General features: G+C 68.9%; 17 protein-coding genes. 11 read left to right on the top strand and 6 right to left on the bottom strand.

Features of this window, described 5'->3' with window-relative positions:
* Nucleotides 1–43: 43 nt before the first annotated feature.
* The 3 genes from BDK89_RS16405 (at nt 44) to ilvD (ending at nt 4,027) form a co-directional block, all read left to right on the top strand.
* On the top strand, nt 44–1,264 hold the full coding sequence (locus BDK89_RS16405) for an MFS transporter (protein ID WP_166657636.1): 1,221 nt from the start codon (nt 44–46) through the stop codon (nt 1,262–1,264).
* Nucleotides 1,265–1,396: 132 nt separating this feature from the next.
* A complete protein-coding gene (locus BDK89_RS16400) occupies nt 1,397–2,239 on the top strand; it encodes a twin-arginine translocation signal domain-containing protein (RefSeq protein ID WP_133869977.1) in 843 nt (280 codons plus the stop codon).
* Nucleotides 2,240–2,323: 84 nt separating this feature from the next.
* Nucleotides 2,324–4,027 (top strand): dihydroxy-acid dehydratase, encoded by a 1,704-nt coding sequence (gene ilvD / locus BDK89_RS16395; RefSeq protein WP_133869976.1) that lies wholly within the window; start codon nt 2,324–2,326, stop codon nt 4,025–4,027.
* On the opposite strand, the gene BDK89_RS16390 is transcribed toward ilvD, so the two are convergent.
* Nucleotides 4,020–4,445, bottom strand: coding sequence for a DUF3054 domain-containing protein (locus BDK89_RS16390; RefSeq protein WP_208294103.1), 426 nt, complete (start codon nt 4,443–4,445; stop codon nt 4,020–4,022). The genes ilvD and BDK89_RS16390 overlap by 8 nt on opposite strands.
* Before the next feature lie 22 nt (nt 4,446–4,467).
* Complete coding sequence (locus tag BDK89_RS16385) at nt 4,468–4,995, bottom strand: flavin reductase family protein (RefSeq protein ID WP_133869975.1); 528 nt, start codon at nt 4,993–4,995, stop codon at nt 4,468–4,470.
* 25 nt (nt 4,996–5,020) lie between these two features.
* Between BDK89_RS16385 and BDK89_RS16380 the strand changes: the two genes are divergently transcribed.
* Complete coding sequence (locus BDK89_RS16380; protein ID WP_208294102.1) at nt 5,021–5,515, top strand: 5-formyltetrahydrofolate cyclo-ligase; 495 nt, start codon at nt 5,021–5,023, stop codon at nt 5,513–5,515.
* A gap of 192 nt (nt 5,516–5,707) precedes the next feature.
* On the opposite strand, the gene BDK89_RS16375 is transcribed toward BDK89_RS16380, so the two are convergent.
* Complete coding sequence (locus BDK89_RS16375) at nt 5,708–7,009, bottom strand: inositol-3-phosphate synthase (RefSeq protein ID WP_133869974.1); 1,302 nt, start codon at nt 7,007–7,009, stop codon at nt 5,708–5,710.
* Between the two features lie 71 nt (nt 7,010–7,080).
* Here BDK89_RS16375 and BDK89_RS16370 point away from each other — a divergent pair, with 71 nt between their 5' ends.
* From BDK89_RS16370 to BDK89_RS16360, 3 genes are read left to right on the top strand one after another with little or no spacing between them, the layout of a single operon-like run.
* A complete protein-coding gene (locus BDK89_RS16370; protein ID WP_133869973.1) occupies nt 7,081–7,938 on the top strand; it encodes a LysR family transcriptional regulator in 858 nt (285 codons plus the stop codon).
* Between the two features lie 28 nt (nt 7,939–7,966).
* Nucleotides 7,967–8,881, top strand: coding sequence for an LLM class flavin-dependent oxidoreductase (locus tag BDK89_RS16365; protein ID WP_133869972.1), 915 nt, complete (start codon nt 7,967–7,969; stop codon nt 8,879–8,881).
* A gap of 52 nt (nt 8,882–8,933) precedes the next feature.
* Nucleotides 8,934–10,220, top strand: coding sequence for a cation:proton antiporter (locus tag BDK89_RS16360; RefSeq protein ID WP_133869971.1), 1,287 nt, complete (start codon nt 8,934–8,936; stop codon nt 10,218–10,220).
* A 6-nt stretch (nt 10,221–10,226) separates the two neighbouring features.
* Here the strand turns inward: BDK89_RS16360 and BDK89_RS16355 are convergent, their stop codons facing one another.
* Together BDK89_RS16355 and BDK89_RS16350 are read right to left on the bottom strand one after the other, a co-directional pair.
* Nucleotides 10,227–10,949 (bottom strand): MOSC domain-containing protein, encoded by a 723-nt coding sequence (locus tag BDK89_RS16355; RefSeq protein WP_133869970.1) that lies wholly within the window; start codon nt 10,947–10,949, stop codon nt 10,227–10,229.
* A 51-nt stretch (nt 10,950–11,000) separates the two neighbouring features.
* A complete protein-coding gene (locus BDK89_RS16350; RefSeq protein WP_166657635.1) occupies nt 11,001–12,521 on the bottom strand; it encodes a sensor domain-containing diguanylate cyclase in 1,521 nt (506 codons plus the stop codon).
* A 472-nt stretch (nt 12,522–12,993) separates the two neighbouring features.
* Between BDK89_RS16350 and BDK89_RS16345 the strand changes: the two genes are divergently transcribed.
* The 4 genes from BDK89_RS16345 to BDK89_RS16330 all read left to right on the top strand — a co-directional run bounded on the left by BDK89_RS16345 (nt 12,994) and on the right by BDK89_RS16330 (nt 18,352).
* Nucleotides 12,994–14,775, top strand: a complete 1,782-nt coding sequence (locus tag BDK89_RS16345) for an acetolactate synthase large subunit (protein ID WP_133869968.1) — start codon at nt 12,994–12,996, stop codon at nt 14,773–14,775.
* A gap of 19 nt (nt 14,776–14,794) precedes the next feature.
* Nucleotides 14,795–15,355 (top strand): acetolactate synthase small subunit, encoded by a 561-nt coding sequence (gene ilvN / locus BDK89_RS16340; protein ID WP_208294101.1) that lies wholly within the window; start codon nt 14,795–14,797, stop codon nt 15,353–15,355.
* Nucleotide 15,356: 1 nt separating this feature from the next.
* On the top strand, nt 15,357–16,391 hold the full coding sequence (gene ilvC, locus BDK89_RS16335) for a ketol-acid reductoisomerase (protein ID WP_133869967.1): 1,035 nt from the start codon (nt 15,357–15,359) through the stop codon (nt 16,389–16,391).
* Between the two features lie 206 nt (nt 16,392–16,597).
* A complete protein-coding gene (locus BDK89_RS16330; protein ID WP_133869966.1) occupies nt 16,598–18,352 on the top strand; it encodes an RNA polymerase sigma factor in 1,755 nt (584 codons plus the stop codon).
* A 533-nt stretch (nt 18,353–18,885) separates the two neighbouring features.
* Here BDK89_RS16330 and BDK89_RS16325 read toward each other — a convergent pair.
* Complete coding sequence (locus BDK89_RS16325; RefSeq protein WP_166657634.1) at nt 18,886–19,602, bottom strand: phosphorylase family protein; 717 nt, start codon at nt 19,600–19,602, stop codon at nt 18,886–18,888.
* Between the last annotated feature and the right edge of the window lie 5 nt (nt 19,603–19,607).

The raw sequence follows: 19,607 nt of genomic DNA, 5'->3' as shown, positions 1-19,607 counted from the left end.
TCGAGTGGTGGCGTCGCACGTTGACTCCGCAAGCATGACCGACGTGTCGACTCCCACCCCCCGGCTGATCACGGGGCCGTTCGTCTCCGTGATGGCAACGGCGCTCGTCTTCTTCGTCTACATCGGCATGGTCGTCGTCACCGTGCCGAGTTTCGTCGAACGAGAACTCGACGGCGGCGAGTTCGGTGTCGGCCTGACCATGGCCTCGTTCGCCGTTGCGGCGATCGTCGCTCGCCCGTTCCTCGGACGGCTGACCGAGCGGTTCGGTCGGCGCGCGCTGATGATGGCGGGAGCGCTCCTGGCGTCGGTCGCCACGTTCTCGATGGCGTTCTCGACCGAGCTGTGGCACGTCATGGTGCTCCGTGGCTTCACCGGTCTCGGTGAGGCGGCGCTGTTCGTCGCCGCCGCCACCCTGGTCGCCGATCTGTCGCCGGCGAATCGCCGCGCCGAGGCAGCGAGCTACTTCTCGGTCGCCGTGTTCGGCGGGATCGGGGTGGGCCCGCTGATCGCCGAAGCGTTCATCGGCTCGAACGACGACTACTCGGCGGCGTTCTTGGCCGCCGGCGTCCTTGCGGCTCTCGCTGCGGTCACCGTGCTCGGTGTGCCGCGCCGCGTCGACCGCACGGCGAAACCTGCCGAAGGTCGCGTCCCGTTGTTCCAACGGGCTGCGCTCGCTCCCGGTCTCGTCTTGGCGTGCGGGATGGCGGCGTTCTCGGTCTTCATGGCGTTCGCCCCCGAGTACTCGAAGTCGGTCGGGCTGCCCGGCGCCGGCGGGTTGCTGCTCGTCTACAGCCTCGTGTCGGTCAGTCTGCGTGTCGTGGCGGCCAAGCTCCCCGAGCGGCTCGGGGCCCATCGCACGGTCACGATCGCGCTGACGTTCCTGACCGCCGGCCTGAGCCTCATCGCGCTCGTTCCCGAGCCGTGGGCGCTCTGGGCAGCCGCAGCGACGATCGGCGTCGGCATGGCGTTCCTGTACCCGTCGTTGATGGCGAACGTGGTCAACCGGGTCTCGGAGCAGGAGCGCTCGACCGCGCTCAGCTCGCTCACGATGTTCTTCGAGGTCGGCACCATCGTCGGCGGCGTCGCGCTCGGAGCGATCGGCGAGATCGCCTCGAAGCAGGCCGGGTTCCTCGGCGGCGCGCTGATGGCCCTGGTCGGCGTCGCCGTGCTCTGGCAGTTCGTCGTCGAGACGCCGTTCGACGGAGCCGACGGGGCGGAACCGACCGAGCTGGCCGCGCCACTGCCGGCGTGCGATCCGGTCTGAGCAACCACGTTCCGTCGCCCGGTCGTCAAGTTCGGCAACCTCGGGAGTCCGTTCGTCAGGGCGGAGTTCACGCCGATCAAGGTCCGGCCAAGAAGGCTTCATCCGTCGTCGAGATCCGCCGATCCACAGGGGATGACCACAACAACCCCCTCGTCACTGTCGCGCCGCTACGCACTCAAGATGGTCGCCGCCGGTGCCGGCGTCGCCCTCGTCGGTTCGGCGTGGCCGACGAATGCCGCGCACGCGGCTGCACCCTCGAACGAGAGTGGTGCGGACCTGGCCGGCTGGAACCTTGCCGTCGGTGACGGTATCTGGACCGGCCCGGGGCAGTCGCCGGTCGGCCAGGCCGACATCGCGCTGACCCACACCGGGACCATGTCGGAGCTCGCCGCCAACGTCCAGCGGCGCGGCGTGATGGCCCATGCCATCGCCTTCCGCCGGTACTTCGATCTCCACCGGCTCAGCCTCCGGCACACCGCCGAACTCGAGTTCCGGTTACCCGACCTGCCGACGACGTCGAACTGGGAGTACAACGCCCAGACGCTGGAGATCGGACTGTTCGTGTGGGACGGACCCGACACGAGGCTCGACCACGGGATGGCGATCCAGTGGGTACTCAACCCGTGGGTGCCGGAGCTCGGCGAGATCCGTGCGTGGTCGATGACCGAACAGGGACCCGTCTGGCTGCCGGTCGGATCGCTCGCTCCCGACACCGCCTGGCACCGCCTGTACGTCGATTACAAGCCGGGCAGTGGCCTCGCCCGCCTCGAGGTCGACGGTCACCGGATCGACGTCGCCGAGACCCTCACGCCGAAGGCGGCACACTGGGGGACCACGATCGACGCTCGCCTGCAGGCCGAGATCGTGTCCGTCTGGCCCGGCTCGAACCCGTCGGTGCCGGCGCACCGCGCCGAGTTCCGGAACTGGGCGTGGACCACGACCCCGGGGATCTCGCTTCCCGACGGCATGGTCTGACCATGGTCTGACGACGCACGCCGCCGCACCTGGTACTGGCTGCACCAGGTTGCCACTGGTCAGGCGGCACTACTCTCGGCTGACATGACGAGCGATACCCCAGTCGACATCAAGCCGCGTTCTCGCGACGTCACGGACGGCATCCAGAAGGCCGCCTCGCGGGCGATGCTGCGTGCCGTCGGACTCACCGACGACGACTGGGACAAGCCCCAGGTCGGCATCGCCTCGTCGTGGAACGAGATCACGCCGTGCAACATGTCGATCCGCCGGCTCACGGCCGCCGCGAAAGAGGGCGTGCAGCGCTCCGGCGGGGTCGCACTCGAGTTCGGCACGATCACCGTCTCCGACGGCATCTCGATGGGTCACGAGGGCATGCGTGCCTCGCTCGTGTCACGCGAGATCATCGCCGACTCGGTCGAGGCGGTCATGCACGGCGAGCGACTCGACGGGCTGGTCGCCACGGGCGGCTGCGACAAGTCGATGCCCGGCATGATGATGGCGATCGCCCGCCTGAACCTCCCGGGCGTGTTCGTCTACAACGGATCGACGTTGCCGGGCTACCTCAACGGCAAGGCGCTCGACATCACCTCCGTGTTCGAGGCGATCGGCGCGTGCGCCGCCGGCTCGATCACGCCAGACGAACTCGATGCGATCGAGAAGAACGCCTGCCCCGGCGAGGGCGCATGCGGCGGCATGTTCACCGCCAACACGATGTCGTCGATCGGCGAGGCCCTCGGCCTGTCGCTGCCGGGGTCGGCATCACCGCCGGCGGTCGACCGTCGCCGTGAGGACGACGCCCGTCGAGCAGGCGCTGCGGTGCTCGACATGTTGCGCACCGGCCTGCGGCCGAGCGACATCCTGACCCAGGGCGCGTTCGAGAACGCCATGGCGTTGGCCAACGCACTCGGTGGGTCCACCAACGCCGTGTTGCACCTGCTCGCGATCGCGAACGAGGCCGGTGTCGCACTCGACCTCGACGACTTCAACAAGGTCGCCGCCCGCGTCCCGCACTTCGCCGACATGAAGCCGGGTGGCAAGTTCCACATGACCGACCTCGACCGGATCGGCGGCGTGCCGGTCGTCCTGAAGCACCTCCTGGAGGAGGGGTTGCTGCACGGCGACGAGGTCACCGTGACCGGCAAGACGATGGCCGAGAACCTGGCCGACATCGACCCGCCCGCCCCCGACGGCACGGTCGTGTACCCGATCTCGAACCCGATCAACGCCGAGGGTGGCCTCAACGTCCTGACCGGGTCGCTCGCGCCGAAGGGGTCGGTTGTCAAGGTCGCCGGCCTCACGAAAGAGCAGCGAACGTTCGAGGGAACGGCCCGCGTGTTCGACGGTGAGGACGGCGCGATGGACGCCGTCCTGGCCGGCGAGATCGAGCCCGGCACCGTCATCGTGATCCGCTACGAGGGCCCGAAGGGCGGCCCGGGCATGCGCGAGATGCTCGCCATCACCGGTGCGCTCAAGGGCGCCGGCCGCGGGAGCGACTGCGCGCTGATCACCGATGGTCGCTTCTCGGGTGGCACGTGGGGGTTCTGCATCGGACACGTCGCTCCCGAGGCCGTCGACGGTGGCCCGATCGCGTTCGTCCGCGACGGCGACCGCATCAAGATCGACGTCCCGACGCTCTCGCTCGACCTGCTGGTCGACGACGCAGAGTTGGAGCAGCGTCGTGCCGACTGGGCCGGTCCGCCCAACCCGCGCTACACGACCGGGGTGCTGGCGAAGTACGCCAAGCTCGCACAAGGCGCCGAGAAGGGCGCCATCACGAACATCACCTGACGGCGACGGTGTCGCCGGCGTCGGCCGACCGACGCCGGCTGACCAGCCGCCAGACCAGGCGCCACCCGACGAGGCACGCGCCGACGAAGAGCGTCGCGACCACGACGAACGAGGCCGCCGTGCCACGGTCGAACACGAGGTTGCGCGTGATCATGCCGACCAGGATCGTGATCGGCCAGATCGCGATCCCGACGTAGACCGACAGCGGATGGCGCCAGGCCCGCACGATCAGCCAGGCGACGGCGAGGCCGATCAGGAACGGGGCGGCGGTCTCGAACACGTCGGCGAGGCCGCCACCCTGCTCGTGTTCACGTCGCCCGATCGCCGCGAACAGCACGATCGCGAAGGTGTCGATACCGATCGCCGCGGCGACCTGCCGTTCGGTGACGGGGCCGGTGGGGCTGGTGAACGGACGCACGCCACCAGTCTGCCGACGAATGTCAGCCTTCCGCGGCGAAGCCGCCGAGCGTGCCCTTGAAGAACAGGAGGGGGAACGGGCCGTTGCCGTCGTGGTCGGCGTCGGCTTCGAGAGCGCCGACCCGGCCGAGCACGAAGTAGTGGTCGCCCATCTCGTAGACCTGCTCGATCGAGCAGTCGATCCAGGCGACCGCACGGTCGATGATCGGCGAACCCGACGGCGCCGCGTGCCAGGCGACGTCGTCGTAGCGCTCGGCCTCGTTCCCGCTCTTGGCGAACTGCCAGCAGAGGTCGGCCTGGTCGCGCGACAGCACGTTGACGCAGAACGAACCGCTGCGCTCGATCGCCGCCCAGGTGTCGGAATCCTTCATCGGCAGGAAGCCGACCAACGGCGGGTCGAGCGACACCGACGTGAACGAGCCGATCGTGAACCCGACCGGGTCATCGCCGTCGGCACCGGTCACGATCGTGACCCCGGTGGGGAAGTGGCCGAGCACGGTACGGAAGTCCTTCGCGTCGAAGGCGGGCGTTGGCTCGGTGTTCTCACTCACGCTCCCGACATTAGAGTCCGGGGCCGTGTCGGAGCAGATCGGCGAGCGGAAGCGGGAACGGCGCGCCGACCTCTCGGCGGTCCGAGCCGGTCTCGACCCGGACGGTGGACGGGCGGTCCGGTTGTGGTCGCACGTGCGAAACGAGGCGTCGGTACGAGCGGCCCGCGTCGTGATGGCGTTCGACTCGGTCCCCGGCGAGCCGACGACCGATGCTTTCGTGGCATGGTGCCGCTCGCTCGGCAAGACCGTCGTCGTCCCGGCAGCCGACCCTGACGCGATCGAACCGGTCGACCCGTCGGTGCCCGACGTCGTCGTCGTCCCCGGGCTCGGCTTCACCGCAGACGGTGCGCGGCTCGGGCGCGGCGGCGGTTGGTACGACCGGTTCCTCGCCCGACGCCGCGCCGATTGTGTGGCGATCGGCGTGTGCTTCGCGGAGCAACTGGTCGACGAACTCCCGGTCGAGGACCACGACGTCGCGGTCGACGTCGTGGTGACCGACGACGGGGTCGTCGCACGGTGAACCGACCGACGCCGCCGGGGCACCCCGTTCGGAGAAATTTCGGTTCGGTTGAAACGCGAGCGGCGTACCGGACGATGTACCGCCTGAATACCACCGACGGTTTCGGCCGCAGGTGAGCACCAGGGACCGGAAGGAAACAATGTGGGCGGGCCGATGGCCCGCCCACATCCGGTTTTTCGGGTCGACTCCGGGTCAGCCGGCTTCGGAGTGGGTGACGGGCTCTTCGCCCATCCACTCGCGGAGGGTGTTCTTCAGCTTCGTCTGCTGGATGAACAGGTCCTGTTCGGCCGGCGTCTCCCCGGCGGCCTGCGGGGCCTTCAGGTAGAAGCTCAGCCACTCCTGGACGCCCGACTCGCCGGCGCGGTGGGCGAGGTCCATGAACAGGGCGAGGTCGAGCACGATCGGGGCGGCGAGGATCGAGTCACGGCAGAGGAAGTCGACCTTGATCTGCATCTCGTAGCCGAGCCAGCCGAAGATGTCGATCGCGTCCCAGCCCTCCTTGTTGTCGCCGCGGGGCGGGTAGTAGTTGATCCGGACGACGTGGTCGATGTTGCCGTACAGGTCGGGGTAGACCTCGGGCTGCAGGATGCCGTCGAGCACACCGAGCTTCGAGACTTCCTTGGTCTTGAAGTTCTCGGGGGCGTCGAGCACCTCGCCGTCGCGGTTGCCCAAGATGTTGGTCGAGTACCAGCCGCGCATACCGAGCATGCGGGCCTTCAGGCCCGGGGCCAGGATCGTCTTCATGAGCGTCTGACCCGTCTTGAAGTCCTTGCCGGCGATCGGCACGCCACGCTGCTTGGCGAGTTCGATGATGCAGTCGAGGTCGGTGGTCAGGTTGGGCGCACCGTTGGCGAACGGCACGTCCGACTGCAGCGCGGCGTAGGCGTAGATCTGGCTGGGCGCGATGTTCTCGTGGTTGTTGCGCAGGCCCTCTTCGAACGAGGCGACCGACGCGTGGACGTCGCTCGGCTCCTGGTAGGCCTCGGTCGAGCCGCACCACACCATCACCAGGCGGTCGCAGTCGTTCTCTTCTTTGAACTTGGCGATGTCGTCGATGAGGGCCATGGCCTGGTCCCACTTGTTCGGGATGTCCTTGACGCGAACGCCCTCGAGGCGCGAGACCCATCGCTGGTCGAACACGGCGTCCATCGGGACGATGCCTTCCATCTCCTTCGACAGGGCGTCGAGGTCGCTGCCCTGCAGCACGCCGGCGGTCTTGGCCGCCTCCATGGCGTTGTTCGACAGCGGGTCCCAGCCGCCGAAGACGATGTCGTCGAGGTCGGCGAGGGGGACGAAGTCGCGGATGAGCGGGTTGCGGCCCTCGTCGCGCTTGCCGAGGCGGATGTTCGCCATCTGGCTGACCGAGCCGATCGGGGGATGGATGCCCTGACGAGCGGCGATCACACCGGCGATGAAGGTGGAGCCGACGGCACCCATGCCGGGGAGGAGGACACCGAGCTTGCCGGTGGCGGGAGCGATGTTGCGAGCAGTCATGACGTGCGATCGTAAGGAACGCTTGCGCGATTCTTGTGACAGTTCAGAAGATCTGAACTATCTTGCGCGGGGTGGTCCGAGCGCTCCCCGACATCTCCCTTCGCCAGCTCGAGTACCTCGTCGCGGTTGCCGAGGCACCCACCTGGTCGGTCGCCGCCGATCGGGTCGGGGTGAGTCCGTCGGCGCTCAGCCAGGGACTCGGTGAGCTCGAGCGGCGCATCGGCGTCACACTGTTCGAGCCCGACGGTCGTCGCCGGGTGCTGCGCCCGGCGGCGCGACCGGTGCTCGACCACGCCCGACAGGTGGTGTCGCTGACCCACGATCTCGTCGACTGGTCCGATCGACTCCGGGCAGCACGATCGGGTCGGGTGCGTCTCGGCATGGTCGACGTGGCCGCCGTCGAGCACTTCCCGCACGTCCTGCGGCGGTTCCGGAGCGACCGGCCCGACGTGGAGCTGACCCTGTCGGTGGCGCCGTCGGCCGATCTGCTCGACGGCTTGCGTGACGGATCGCTCGACCTGATCGTGTGCGTCGATCCACCGCGATGGCCGGGCGGTATCGAGGTCGACGCCTTGCTCGACGAACCGATCGTCGTCGTCGCACCGGCCGGTACGACCGTCGGCAACCCGTCGCGCTGGGGGCCCTGGGTCGTGTTCCCGGGCGACTCGCACACGCGGATCCAGATCATGCAGCACCTCGCCGAGCTTGGCGCCCCGCTCGACGTCGCCGCCGAATCGCACCAGGCCGACGTGCTCCGCCAGATGGTCGAGCTCGGACTGGGCTGGACGGTTCTGCCGGACTCGGCCGTCACCGCCGACCTCGCTCGCGGGCCCGTTTTGTTCGACCGGCGTCTCGTGCTGGCCCGACGTGCCGGTTCCGTGCACGATCCGGCCGCCGACGCCCTGGCCGACGCGCTCCGCTCGGCCTGAGCCGAGCACGGCGGACTACCGTCCGCGCATGCAGCTCGGCGTGCACATCGGTCAGCAGAACCTCTCGATGGACGAACTCCGCGACGTGTGGCGTCGCGCCGACGCAGCGGGCGCCGACTGGATCTCGGTGTGGGACCACCTCTACGAGGCCCCGCCGGCAGGCGGCACGATCGATCACTTCGAGGCCGTGGCGTGTCTCGGCGCGTTGGCCGCAGAGACGACGAACGCTCGGCTCGGATGCCTCGTGTTCTACGTGGGGTACCGCAACCCGGGTCTGCTCGCCAAGGCCGCGGTCACGATCGATCACATCTCGGGCGGCCGGTTCGAGCTCGGGATCGGCGCCGGCTGGCACGAATGGGAGGCGGCCGCATACGGCTACGACTTCCCGCCCGTCGGTCGGCGGCTCGACATGCTCGACGAAGCGGCAGGATTGCTCACGAGCTACTTCACGAACGATCGAACCACCCACGAGGGCGAGTACTTCCGGGCATCGGACGCGTCGATGCTGCCGGGCCCGGTGCGCGGCCACCTGCCGATCTGGGTCGGCGGCGTGGGCGAGAAGCGGACACTGCGCATGGCGGCGCAGTATGCAGACGGCTGGAACGCCGCCTACGTGTCGCCCGCCGAGTACCGCCGCCTGAACGGCGTGCTCGACGAGCACGCCACGAAGCTCGACCGGGATCCGTCGACGATCGAGCGGTCGATCAACCTGATGTTCGACCTCGGCAAGGACGAGGCCGAACTCGAGACGCAGTGGGGTGCGATGTGGAGCCGTGTCCGTGAGGGATCGCTCCACGGCAGCGTCGAGCAGGCGAGCGAACGGATCGCCGAATACCGTGACGCCGGAGCCGGACTCGTCAACGTTGCGCTGCGGGCGCCGGTCGACCACGACCTCCTCGACGCCTACCTCACCGAGATCGCACCCGCCCTGCGGACGTCCTGATCGCAGCCGACCGGATTCGGTCGGCCCCGGAGCGGGTATCGGCGACGGAACCATGGAGCCGTACCCCATTCTCCTGGCGGTCCTCGGGCTGACCGTCCTCGTCGCCGCCGTTCTCCCGAACCTCCTCGAGCGGTTGCCGGTGTCGCTGCCGATGGTCGTCGTGGCGATCGGCATGGTGGTCTTCGCCCTGCCCGTCGGTCTCGAGGCGCCGCGTCCCGGCCTCGAAGCCCGTTCCGCCGAGCGGTTGACCGAGTTCGTCGTCATCGTCTCCCTGATGGGCGCCGGCCTCAAGCTGCGCCGACCCGTGGGTTGGCGTTCGTGGAACACGACCTGGCGGCTGCTCGGGATCACGATGCCGCTGACCGTCGTTGCGGTGACCGTGCTCGGGCAGGCGGCGCTGGGACTGCCGCTGGCGACGGCGATCCTGCTCGGCGCCGTGCTCGCTCCCACCGATCCGGTCCTGGCGTCCGACGTCCAGCTCGCGGGGCCCGGCCCGCACGAGCACCGCGAGACCGACGATCTCGACGCCGTGGAGGACATCGACGAGCACGCCGGCGACGAGGTTCGCTTTGCGTTGACGTCGGAGGCCGGCCTGAACGACGGTTTGGCGTTCCCGGTCACCAACCTCGCGATCGCCATCGCCGCCGGCGGGAGCTGGTTCGTGCCGTGGCTACTCGACGACGTGCTCCTCAAGCTGAGCGTGGGTGTGGTCGTCGGGCTCGTGCTCGGCCGGTTGATCGGGGCGGCGGCGTTCGCGCCGCGCTCTCGCTTCGCGTTGGCATCCACCGGGCACGGCTTCGTCGCCCTCGGCGCCACGCTCGCCGTGTACGGAATCACCGAGATGGTGCACGGCTACGGGTTCCTCGCGGTGTTCATCGCGGCGGTCGTGATCCGCCGGTCCGAGGTCGACCACGAGTACCAGACCCTGATGCACGACTTCGCCGAGACGCTCGAGCGCCTCGCGAGCGTGCTGTTCCTCTTGCTGCTCGGGGGAGCGGTGGTCGACGGAGCGCTCCGCGGCCTCACCACGGTCGGCGTCGTCGTGGCCATCGTGATCGTCGTGCTCATCCGGCCGCTCACCGGCTGGGTCGCGCTCCTCGGCGATCGCCACGATCACTCGACGCGGGCGGCGATCGCCTTCTTCGGGATCCGAGGGATGGGCACGATCTACTACCTGGCGCACGCCGTGACCGAGGACTACTTCCCTCGGGCGACCGAGGTGTGGGCGGTCGCCGTGTTCACGATCCTCGTCTCCGTCGTCGTCCACGGCATCACGGCGACACCGGTGCTCGCACGGCTCGACAGCAGGCGACGCGAACGCGTCGAGAGCGTCGTCTGAGCCTGCTCAGGCGGTGACGGAGCCGCCGGGGACCCGGCCGCCGGTGACCGGGTCGCCGATGGCGATCGAGCCGGGCGCAGTGATCGTGGCGCCGACGGCCAGCCGGTTGCCTCGCTCCGCGATGATCTGCTTCAGCACCCGGAGGTCCCGTTCGATGCCGGGTTGGGCGCGACTGACCATCACACATCGGTCGATCGGCTTGCGGATCGTGACCAGCGTCGAACCGACGAGCTCGACGCCGAGCAGGTCGTCGTCGGACGTCGTGTCGACGACGACGTTGGCGCGGAAGCGACGCCGATCCCACTCGCCGAGCGCGCCGGTCGCCACGAGCGAGATCGTCGAGCGGCCATCGTGAAAGGTCCGGCCGGCGCTCTGCCACTGGATCCAGTCGGTCTCGTCGTCGACGTTCATCGGGTTCTCGAATGTGCCGGGGCCTTCGTCGGCGGCGACGAGCTCGACGGGTCGGCCGAGTCGCTCCGACAGCGCCTGATCGTCGGCGAGCTCGTCGCCGTGCTCGTCGGTGATGTGTGGGCGGTCGTCGGGGCGGTACTGCGCCGAGAGGAAGAGCAGGGCCGGTTCGCGCCTGGCGGTCAGGACGAGTCCGGTCGAGCGATCACGCAACCCCCACGATCGGTCGCCGACGATGCCGTCGGGTCCGACCTCGGCGCTGCGGAGTTGTTCGCCGCCCAACGACTTGACCGGGTACCGCCAGATGTCCACGACCTGCATCCGGCCACCATACGGTGCCGGCCGGGTCGTCTCGGGTCGCGTCCGGTCGGCTCATTCCAGCCGGAGTCGGAGCGGTGTGGGGTCGGGTGCCTCCGGGTCGGCCCAATGGACCTGACCTTTCCCGCCCTGCCGCTTGGCGACCAGCAACTCGTGGTCGGCCTCGATCATGAGGCCCGCGAGATCGATCGTGCGTCCGGCGAGTCGGCTCGCCCCGATCGTGATGTCGACGCCGTACTCGGCGCAGGCGGTGACCACGGCTGTCCGGACGCGGCGCAGGATGCGGTCGCTCTCCGCCTGCCCGGTGCCGCGGATGACGATCGCGAGTTCGTCGCCTCCGAGACGACCGACGAGGTCGTTCCCGCGGACGTTGGCCTTGATCGCCTCGCCGATCCGTCGCAGCACGTCGTCGCCGATCGCATGCCCGAAGGTGTCGTTCACCCGTTTGAAGTCGTCGACATCGACGAGCGCGACGACGAACGGGCCGCCGTGTTGGCGGACGTCGTCGAGCGCCGCCTCGGCATCGCTCAGGAAGGTGCCGCGGTTGGTGACCTCGGTCAGCTCGTCGATGCGGGCCATGCGCCGGAGTTCCTCGATCGGGCGTCGTAGCCACCTGGTCAACCAGGGCGTGGCGACCAGCAGGCAGATGCCGGCCACGGCGATCATCAGCAACGCGATTCGTGCACCTTGATCGAGAGCGCCGACGACTCCGACGTCGTCCGTGCGGATGAGGACCGACCACGACGGCGCATTCGCGCCGGGGAGATCGGTCAGATGGAGTCGCCCGTCGGCGCCGATGTCGACCGGGGCGTCGCTGCGGACGAGTTCGTGGAGCTGATCGAACGTGACGCCGGCGACTTCCACCGACGGCAGTTCGTCACCGTCACCGTCGAGGTCGTACCCGGTCGGCGCCGCGACGATCGTCGTCCCGGCGATCAGGAATGCTTCGGCGCCGTCGTCGATCGGCAGGTCGTCGAGGAACGATCGCAGTTCGGCCAGGCTGATGTCGACGCCCGTCACCGCGGTGACCGAGCCCTCGACTCGCCGCGCCCGGGCCAGCGTGACGCCGGGTTGCCCCGACCGGAAGAACACGTACGGCTCGGTCCACGCCGACCGGACGTCGGCGGCGGCGCCCAGATACCAGGGGCGGGTCGTGGGGTCGTAGTCGGTCTCGATGACGAAGGTGTTGTCGGTCGCGAGGTCCGAGCCCAGGCGATGATCGATGGCGCGACGCGTCGGCGTCGTGTCGATCCGTCGTAGCATCAGTTGGTCTGTGTCCCGATAGGCGAACACGAAGTCGCCATCGGGATAGCCGACGAACGAGCCGGACAGTTGGTCGTGGGCGACGAGCTGGGCGGCGAGGACCCGATCGAGGCGATCGTCACGGTCGGCGATCTCGGCGTCGGTGAGCACGGCGTCGATCTGGTCGAGCGAGGCTGCAGCGACATCGAGGTGGGCCATGACGAGATCGGCGGTCCGGTCGCCGATGCGGGCCACGGTCTCGTCGGCTGCGCTCGTCTTGTTCGCTCGGCTGGTCGCCAGGACGGCGGCGAGGCTCGCTGCCACGATCGCCACGATCACCAGGGTGACGACGAGACCGATCCAGCGTCCGGCCGAGCGCGGGTCGCTACCGCCCCGGTCTCCCGCCCGTGGTCGCGTGTTCGTCGATGATGTCATGTGCCGTTCGCCCGGGTCGCTGATGTCGGGCGGTCCGAGAGGGAGAGAGGGCGACGACGACCCGATCGTGACGTCGTCACCGAGATTTCAGTGGCGAACACATGCTATTTCACTCGGACGCCGCCAAATTCAGTCGTCCCCGAATTCATCGACGGCGGGACGTCTCGGATATCGGGACTTGCGTTCCATGGGTGAGTCGTGGTTGACTGTCAGTCATGCGTGCGAGCACCCGCGCCCTCTCGATCCTCGTAGTACTGATCGACTAGCGCACCGGCTCGACCTGCCGCGTGCGCCACGACCTCCCGAACGGGAGGTCGTTTCGTTTTTTCCGGCCCGACCACCCCTCACCCCTCCCGACAGGAGAGACCCGATGACCAATACGACGACCGGCACGACGACCGGCACCCGCATGACCGGTGCGCAGGCCCTGATCAAGGCCTTGGAGATGGAGAACGTCGACACCATCTTCGGGCTGCCCGGCGGCGCCATCCTGCCCGCCTACGACCCGCTGCTCGAGTCGTCGATGCGTCACGTGTTGGTGCGCCACGAGCAGGGCGCCGGCCACATGGCCGAGGGGTACGCCCACGTGACCGGCCGCCCGGGGGTCGCCGTCGTGACGTCCGGCCCGGCGGCGACGAACATGGTCACGCCGCTGATGGACGCGTACATGGACTCGGTCCCGATGGTGTGCATCACCGGCCAGGTCGCGAGCGGCGGGATCGGCCTCGACGCCTTCCAGGAGTGCGACACCGTCGGCATCACCCGCTCGTGCACCAAGCACAACGAGCTGGTCCTCGACGCGAACGACATCCCGATGGTGATCCGTCAGGCGTTCCACATCGCCACGACGGGTCGTCCTGGGCCGGTGCTGGTCGACCTGCCGAAGGACATCCTGCAGAACGAGATGACGTGGTCCTGGCCGACCGACGAGGAGGTCGCTGCCTCGCTGCCGGGGTACCGCCCGACCACCAAGGGGCACCCACGCATGGTCAAGGAGGCGGCGAAGTTGATCATGCAGGCCGAGCGCCCGGTGCTGTACGTCGGTGGCGGCATGCTCAAGGCGCGCGCCGCCGAGGCGCTGCGCGAGCTGGTCGACCTGACCGGCATCCACGTCGTGACGACGCTGATGGCACGCGGCGTCCTGCCCGACTCCCACGAACTGAACCTCGGCATGCCCGGCATGCACGGCACCGCCACCGCCACCACGGCGCTCCAGAAGAGCGATCTGCTCATCGTGCTCGGTGCCCGCTTCGACGACCGGATCACCGGTCGGGTCGACTCGTTCGCCCCCGAGGCCAAGGTGATCCACGTCGACATCGATCCCGCCGAGCAGGGCAAGATCCGTCGCCCGGACGTGCCGATCGTCGGCGACTGCCGGCAGGTCACCGAAGAGATCGTCAAGGCCGTCCGCGACCTGATGGACTCGGGCATCGAACAGCCCGACCTCGCCCCGTGGAAGAGCCGCATCTCCGGCTGGCAGGAGCAGTTCCCCGTCGCCTACGAGGCCAGTGAGCCGGGTCGAGCGCTCAAGCCGCAGTACTGCCTGGAGCAGCTGCGGGACGCGGCACCTCCGGGGACGATCCTGTGCTCGGGCGTCGGGCAGCACCAGATGTGGTCGTCGCTGCACTGGAACTTCGAGGAGCCGTACACCTGGGTCAACTCGGGTGGCCTCGGCACGATGGGTTTCTCGATCCCTGCGGCGATCGGTGCCAAGGCCGGTCATCCCGACAAGACGGTGTGGGCGGTCGACGGTGACGGCTGCTTCCAGATGACCGCTCAGGAACTCGTCACCGCGACGGTCGAGCGGATCCCGATCAAGGTCGCGCTGCTGAACAACAGCTACCTCGGCATGGTCCGCCAGTGGCAGGAGATGTTCTACGACGAGCGGTACAGCGAGGTCTACCTGTCGACCGACGTCCCCGACTTCGTGATGTGGGCCGAGTCGATGGGCTGCGTCGGCATCCGGGTCGAGTCACCCGAAGAGGTCGCCCCGGCGATCGAGAAGGCGAACTCGATCAACGACCGCACCGTGGTCGTCGAGTTCCGCACCGACGCCAGCGAGAAGGTGTTCCCGATGGTGCCCGCCGGCGCCTCGAACGACGACCTGCTCGTCCACCCCACCCAGCAAGCGATCCGCGACCGCCTGTCCTGAGCCGAAACGAGAACCTCCGATGACTGCCATCAATCCCACCGGTGCGTCGCTGAACCACCACATCCTGTCCGTGCTCGTGCAGAACCGGCCCGGCGTGCTCGCACGTGTCGCCAGCCTGTTTGCCCGACGCGGTTACAACATCTTCTCGCTCGCCGTCGCACCTGCCGAGGAGCAGGGCATGAGCCGCATCACGATCGTCGTCGACGTCGAGTCGGCCCCGCTCGAGCAGGTCGTGAAGCAGCTGTTCAAACTGATCGACGTCGTGAAGATCAGCGAGCTCGATCCGCGTCGCTCCGTCGAGCGGGAGCTGTTGCTCGCCACCGTGCGGTCCGACGCCGCCACCCGCAGCCAGATCGTCGAACTCGCCAGCATCTTCGAGGCCAAGATCCTCGCCGTCGCCCCCGACGCCCTCACCATCAGTTTGGAGGGACATCCCGACAAGTTGGATGATTTCGAGGGCCTGCTGGCCGACTACGGGCTGGTCGAACTCCAGCGCACGGGTAGGGTCGCCCTGCCCAAACTCGATCGTGGTACGCACCTGCGTGCCGTCACCAACAATGCACAAGGAAAGGTGAGCTGACATGGCCGCCAACGTCTACTACGAAGCCGACGCCGACCCCTCGATCATCCGCGACAAGAAGGTCGCGATCATCGGCTACGGCTCGCAGGGCCATGCCCACGCGCTGAACCTGAAGGAGTCGGGCGTCGACGTGTGCGTCGGCCTCCGCGACGGTTCGTCGTCGAAGGCCAAGGCGGAGAACGCCGGCCTGACCGTCAAGTCGATCGCCGACGCCGCGGCCTGGGCCGACGTCATCATGATCCTGGCTCCCGACACCGAGCAGAAGCGGATCTTCGACGATCACATCGCCGCCGGTCTCGAGCCGGGCAACGCGATCGCCTTCGCGCACGGCTTCAACGTCCGCTTCGGTCGCATCGCCGCCCCCGAGGGCGTCGACTGCATCATGATCGCCCCGAAGGGCCCGGGTCACCTGGTCCGCCGCACGTACGTCGAAGGCGGCGGCGTGCCGGCGCTCATCGCCGTCGAGCAGGACGCCACGGGCGAGGCCAAGGCCGTGGCGTTGTCGTACGCCGAAGCGATCGGCGGCGCTCGCGCCGGCGTGATCGAGACCACCTTCACCGAGGAGACCGAGACCGACCTGTTCGGCGAGCAGGTCGTGCTCTGTGGCGGCCTCACCAAGCTCGTCCAGTACGGGTTCGAGACGCTGACCGAGGCCGGTTACGCGCCCGAGATGGCCTACTTCGAGTGCCTGCACGAGGTGAAGCTGATCGTCGACCTCATGTACGAAGAAGGCATCGCCGGCATGCGGTACTCGATCTCCGACACCGCCGAGTACGGCGACCTGACCCGCGGCCCGCGCGTGATCACGCCGGCGACCAAGGAGGCCATGAAGGAGATCCTCGGTGAGATCCAGTCGGGCCAGTTCGCCGACGAGTGGGTCGCCGAGTCCGAGTCGGGCCGCGAGAACTACCACCGCATGCAGGACGAGGGCAAGGCGCACCCGATCGAGCAGGTCGGCGCCAAGCTCCGCTCGATGATGCCGTGGATCTCGGCCGGCAAGCAGTCCGTCAAGGACGCCTCCGGCGGCGACAGCTGACTCCGGGGTTCCGGGTCGGGTGCGCCCGAGAAACGGTTGCGCTGCGCCTCACCGTTCCGTGCGACACCCGACCCGATACACCTCGCCTTGTGTGAGGTTTTGGTGAAGTCGGGATCGCGGCGTCACGAATGACGCTCGCAGGCGCTTCTTCGTGATGTGCAGGCGGCGACCCGTACTCGTCCGGACATTCCGGTAGCGTTGCAGCGATGGCTGCGACGACCACAGCGCGGCGATTCGTCGACCTCGACACGGTCGCGCTGCTCGAACTCGTTCGCGCCGGCGACCACGACGCGTACGGCGAACTGTTCGCGCGCTACCACGACTTCGCGTACAAGGTCGCGCGTCGTCAGTCGCGCCGCCATGCCGACGACTACGTCGCGGAAGCGTTCCGGCGGGTCCTCACCGCGATCTCGCGCGGTGCCGGGCCGACCCAGGGCTTCGGCCCCTATCTCGCCGCCACGATCCGGTCGGTCGCGGCCGGGCAGGCGGCGCCGTATCAGGAAGTCGAACTCGACGTGAGCACACTGCTCGACGACGAGACCGCCGACGTCGATCCGCGTGTGGCGACGGCGTACCTGTCACTGCCGGAGGCGTGGCAGAACGCACTCTGGTACAGCGACGTGGAGGGCATGTCGCCTCGCCACGCCGCACCGCTGCTCGACCTTCCCTCCGCGAACGCCTTCTCGGCGCTCCGCAAGCGAGCGCGGGCCGGGCTGCGCTCGGCCTACTTGACCCAGGTGGTCGACGACGCGTGCAACGACGACGTCCGTCTGCACCTGCAGATGCTGATCGCCGGTGACGCGACCGCCGACGCGGTGGATGCAGTCGTCGACGAGCACCTGGGCGGGTGCGACGAGTGTGCGGCGATCGCCTGGCGTGTCGGCGCCGTGACCGGCAGCAAGCTGGGCGTCGCCCTGGCGCCGGCCATGATCGCGTTCCACGGATTCTCGGTCTCGTCGGCACTCCTGCCGGTCGGGTTGGGGATGACGGGGCTGGTCGGCTGGTTCCGTCGGCTTCCGAAGCAACTGGCCGCCGGGTTGTCGGTCGGTGTGGTGGCCGGGTTGCTCGTGTTCGCTCTCGTCGCCGGAGCGTCCCTGCGCGCCGACGGCTCGTCGGCCGTCGAACCGGCCGGAGCGACCGGATCCGACGGGGCGACAGCCGCCCGACCCGACGACGCCTCCGGGTCGGATGACGACCCCGGTGCCACCGGCGGTGCCTCGGACTCGTCCGCCGATCGGGGAGCCGGCGGCGCCGATGCGGCCGCAACCGCGTCCGATCCGGCCGGGAACGAGCCCGCCGCCGTCGTGAGTACGACGACGCCCGCGACGACCACGACCACGGTCGTGACCACGACCTCGGTCCCGACCACGGCTGCGGTTGCGGTCGAGACGCCGGACCCGACCACGACCATCGCGCCGGTGGTCGTCTCTCCCACCACGGTCACGCCCCGCCGGGCCGTGCCGACGACGACGGTGCCCACGACGACGGTACCGGTGCCCACGACGACGGTGCCGGTGACCACGACGACGACCCCGGTGACCACGACGACGGTACCGGTGACCACGACGACGACACCGGTGACGACGACGACACCGGTGACGACGACGACACCGGTGACGACGACCCCGGCGACGACGACCCCGGCGACGACGACGGTGCCGGTCGTCCTCGGTCCTGGAACCGCCTACATCGTGTCCGACTCGCCGGTCGGGAACTCGGGGGTCAAGCGGATCCACCTCGTCGTGATCGGACTGACCGGTGAGTTGGGAACGATCACCGTGTCGACCTCGTTCGACCTGCGCAGCACCTCGAACGTGTCGTGCGGTGCCGCGTCGTGCTCGCTCGGCGGCGTCGTCGCCCCCGACATCGCGTCGGTCGAGCTGCAGACGGCGGTCGGGCCCGTGACGTTCACCGTGCTCGACGCCACCGGGACCGCCGTGCAGACGCTGACGTCACCCTGAGCGGGAATTTCCGCCGAGGAGGTTCCTTCGCGGCGTTCGGAGCTGCTAGAACGACACCTGAACACTTTCCCTGGTGTTCACACAGGTTGCGCGTCGGCCTTGCCGGCGTGTCGCCTTGCGGCTGCCCCCGTCGCGTGCCCCATCCGCCTGGGGCGACGGTGGTCGGTCGTGGCTGGGTGCCGGACGGCGGGTCCGGCACCCAGCACTGTTTTTCGGCTCGAGTCGCTTCGTCGGCGCTCGCCGAGAAAAAGTCCGGTGACCCGCGTCACGATCGCGCCCGGCACAGCCTCTCTCATTTCGGAACACGCTTCCCGGGTGTTCGATGTGCGACGTCATGTCCGCTGTGACGACGCACATCGCGATTCGCCGTCGTCCTGTCCGCTGTTGGGACGGCGTGTCGGATCGTGGGGCGGCTGGAGCTCCGGCTCACACGCTGCAACGGGAACGGTCCGGACCACAGGACCACACGTCCCGGCGGCGTCCGCTGCGCCGCCGGGACGTGCCAGTCCGGATCGGGTCGGGGAGATCGGAGGTCAGTCGGACGTCGCCACCCGGCACGCGAGGCGCATCATCGCGTCGACGCCCTGCTTCAGTTCCTCATCGCTGATGCGGCTCGTGTCACCCGACTCCTCGAGCAGGTCGGAGACCGTCATGATCGCGAGCGCTTCGAGCCCACGGAGCGCGGCAACGGTGTACATCATCGCCGCTTCCATCTCGACGCCGATGTGGCCGGTGCGCTTCCACCGGGCGAACGTCGTCGAGTCCGGGTCGTAAAAGACACCGCTCGTCACGACGGCGCCGACGTGCACCGTCGCGCCCGACTCGCGTGCGAGGCGGGCAGCCGTCTCGGCGAGGGTGAACGTGCCGGTCGGGGCGTAGGAGTCCATCTGTGCCAGGCGGAGCGGTGTCTGGTCTTCGGCGGTGGCCGAGATACCGACGACGGTGTCGCCCATCTGCATCCCGTCCTTGAGGCCGCCGCAGGTGCCGACGCGCACGAAACGTTCGACGCCGAGCATCGCGAGTTCCTCGAACACGATGCCCGACGAGGGGGCGCCCATGCCGGTGGTCTGGACACTGATCGGTGCGCCCTCGAAGGTGCCGGTGAAGCCGAGCATGCCGCGCTCCTCGTTGACCATGCGGTAGCCCGGGTCGAAGAAGGTCTCGGCGATGTAGGCCGCGCGGCGGGGGTCGCCCGGGCACAGCACGTTGGGGGCGTAGTCCCCGCTCTCGGCACGCAAGTGAATCGGCATGGCCG

The sequence above is a fragment of the Ilumatobacter fluminis genome (assembly GCF_004364865.1).
Classification (GTDB): Bacteria; Actinomycetota; Acidimicrobiia; order Acidimicrobiales; family Ilumatobacteraceae; genus Ilumatobacter; species Ilumatobacter fluminis.
Note: the sequence above shows the minus strand (reverse complement) of the source record. Positions and strands in the feature narration are given on the sequence as shown.